Raw genomic sequence first — 2,916 nt, 5'->3', positions numbered from 1 at the left:
CCGCCGATATCGCGATTCTCAAACTCGATCGCACCCCAGAGAACATAACCCCAGTCACCGTCGGGGAGGGGACCTGGGGACATCAGTTCCGCATTTTAGGTTTCCCACGGGAACGCCGGTTGGGAAACCTAAAATGCGGAACTGATGTCCCCAGGCCCCCTCCCCCACGGTGACTGGGGTTATGGTCTCTGGGGTGCGATCGAGTTTGAGAATCGCGATATCGGCGGGGTTTGCGAGTGAGGGGGCGTCGATGGCTACTTTGTAGGGTAACCATGCCACCACTTGGCCGGTAACCCGTTCTCCTTGAGCCGCCAGGAGGAATTCTAACTCGATAGGCTGCTGTGGTGAGTCTTGGCTGTCGGCCGGTAGGCTTAGAGCCGCTGTAACGACGTGAGCGCAGGTGATGAGATATCCTGGTGCGATCGCGAATCCCGCCCCGACGACGGTTCCATTGCTGTGGAAGATTCGGGCGAGCGATCGCTTAAAGGTTTCAAACCCCTGAGACTGGGGGGTTAACGCTTCCATTTCAACGTCACCTCAAAATTTGCTTCGGCACCAATCTGAGTCACGACGGCACTCAGTTGGCCTTGAATTTTAACACCAAACTTAACTTCAACTTCGTTGGCTGGGGTGGTTAGCCCGCTAAATTTTTTCTCGATCGCCGCTGCCAGGGGTAAAATATCATCGATGGTATCTTCAAATGTCTTCTTCGCTTTGACGACAACTCCTCCAGTCCCGGCGATCGGATCTGTGGCTTGCTCACCCGTCACGTCTTCGACTTCAATGAGAATGGTGCGATCGCCCTCGACTTGAAATTCAACTAATTGGGTCATGACTGCTTCTCCTGTTGGTTTTGTTTTGGTGTAAACTCGCCCATAGTATAACCTCGATTGGGGGGGCTTTTAATGGTTTGGTTGAAATTTGGTGTGTTTAAGAGGAGACTATGGTTTGTAATTCGTTTTACGGAACGAGGTTAGGTAATGCTTGGGATGTTTTTTTATGGCTAATTGGGGTGGCTTGATTTAACCTAGATACATCTGGATAAATTTGGGTCGAATACCAGAAACCGGGTGTCTTCAAGACACTCGGTTTCTCTGCCGTTGATTGGGTTTAAAAGGGTCAGGGTTGGGGTGGCATTTCATAGCCAAAACAATTGGGGTCCACATCCGTCAAATTGATATCCGCTAGACCATACTCCGCCCAACGGCGATCGACCATGGCCGCCGTATCTTCATCGGACTCCAGCGGTTCTCCCCAATCGTGATCTGTTTCCGGGGGCATCTTCGTGGTGGCATCAATGCCCATACGTCCCCCCAAACCAATCTTCTCACTGGCGAAATCCAGACTATCAAAGGGGGTATTGGGCAGAATAAACACATCCCGAACCGGATCAACTTTCGAGGTAATCGCCCACACCACCTGGCGAGGATCGCGAATGTTAATCTCCTTGTCCACCACAATCACAAACTTGGTATAGGTGAACTGAGGTAAAGCACTCCAAAACGCTAACGCCGCCCGTCGTGCTTGCCCTGGATAGGCCTTATCAATGGAGATAATCGCCGCCTTGTAACTCAAGGCCTCCATTGGTAGGAAAAAGTCCTTAATTTCTGAGACTTGTTGCCGCAAAATGGGGGTGTAAATGCGGTTGAGGGCGATCGCCATCATCGCTTCTTCCTTGGGCGGACGACCGCTAAAGGTGGTTAGATAAATCGGGTCTTTGCGGTGCGTCATACAGTGGAACCGCACCAGGGGCGAATCTTCTACGCCGCCGTAATAGCCCATATGGTCGCCAAAAGGACCATCGGGGAGTTCTTCACCTGGGGTAATGGTTCCCTCTAAGACAATCTCTGACTGGGCTGGAACCTCCAAATCCACGGTTTTACATTTCGCTAGAGAGACCCCAGACCCCCCATATAGCCCTGCAAAGAGCCATTCTGATAAATCCACCGGAATCGGAGTCGCCGCCGCCAGAATAATCAAGGGATCAACCCCTAGGGCGATCGCCACCTCCAATTTCTTACCCTGTTCCGCCGCCTTCCGTAAATGACGAGCGCCACCCCGCACCGACAACCAATGCACCGTCATTGTATTGTGGGACTGAAGTTGCAGACGATACACTCCCACATTGGGCGTTCCCGTCTCGCAATCCTTGGTAATCACCAGACCCAAGGTGATAATCTTACCTGCATCCCCGGAATAGGGACGAATCATGGGAATACTGTTGAGATCTAACGCATCCCCTTCAATCACCACCTCCTGACAGGGAGGAAAGAAATTACGGCCCGGCTTGGCTTTCACCACATCAAACAGCAATTTGCCAAAATCCACCGCCTGAGAAATCTTCTTCGGGGGTTTCGGCTGTTGCAACATCCCTAACTTTTGCCCCAATTCTTCCAATTCCTGGGGTTTTTCCATATTCATGGCCCAACACACCCGCTGTTCGGTTCCCAACAGGTTGATGGCCACGGGGAATTTCGCCCCTTTAACGTTCTCAAACAGCAAGGCGGGGCCACCTGCTTGTAAAAGGCGATTAGAAATCTCGGCAATTTCTAAATCGGAGTCGACGAGGCTGCTGATGCGTCGTAATTGGCCTCGTTGTTCGAGTTGCTGGATGAATCCCCGTAAATCTCGTGCCATGGTCGATTGTTGCTCAGGCTGGTGTTTCCCTCTATTTTAGGGGTCTGGGCAACGCTGTGCTAGCATCCCAGCTTCAACCGGCATACTAGCCACGGAAGTCAAGCCTCTGCTGAACCAACCCTAACGGATATTAAAGGAGTTAAAAAACCGTCGAGCATCGGGAGAATTAAGGTGTTCTACACTCAGCCCGCCGACCATGAGTTGATAGAGCATTGCGTTATCGGCATCGATAATGAATACATACTGAAAGCGCAGTTGATTGGGGGTTGACACGACCAA

Annotated in this window: 3 protein-coding genes; all 3 read right to left on the bottom strand. The window is 51.6% G+C overall.

Going from position 1 to position 2,916, the window contains the following annotated elements; translation table 11 throughout:
- Positions 1–54: 54 nt before the first annotated feature.
- Complete coding sequence (locus R6U67_RS18910; protein ID WP_410253983.1) at positions 55–525, bottom strand: serine protease; 471 nt, start codon at positions 523–525, stop codon at positions 55–57.
- Positions 513–833 (bottom strand): CU044_2847 family protein, encoded by a 321-nt coding sequence (locus tag R6U67_RS18905; protein ID WP_410253982.1) that lies wholly within the window; start codon positions 831–833, stop codon positions 513–515. Before R6U67_RS18905 ends, R6U67_RS18910 begins: the two co-directional genes overlap by 13 nt.
- Positions 834–1,119: 286 nt before the next feature.
- The gene (locus tag R6U67_RS18900; RefSeq protein WP_410253981.1) at positions 1,120–2,637 is read right to left on the bottom strand and encodes a UbiD family decarboxylase; all 1,518 of its coding nucleotides are present in this window, start codon (positions 2,635–2,637) and stop codon (positions 1,120–1,122) included.
- Between the last annotated feature and the right edge of the window lie 279 nt (positions 2,638–2,916).

This window comes from Sodalinema sp., assembly GCF_046483825.1.
Classification (GTDB): domain Bacteria; phylum Cyanobacteriota; class Cyanobacteriia; order Cyanobacteriales; family Geitlerinemataceae; genus Sodalinema.
This window is presented reverse-complemented; position numbering and strand designations above follow the sequence as displayed.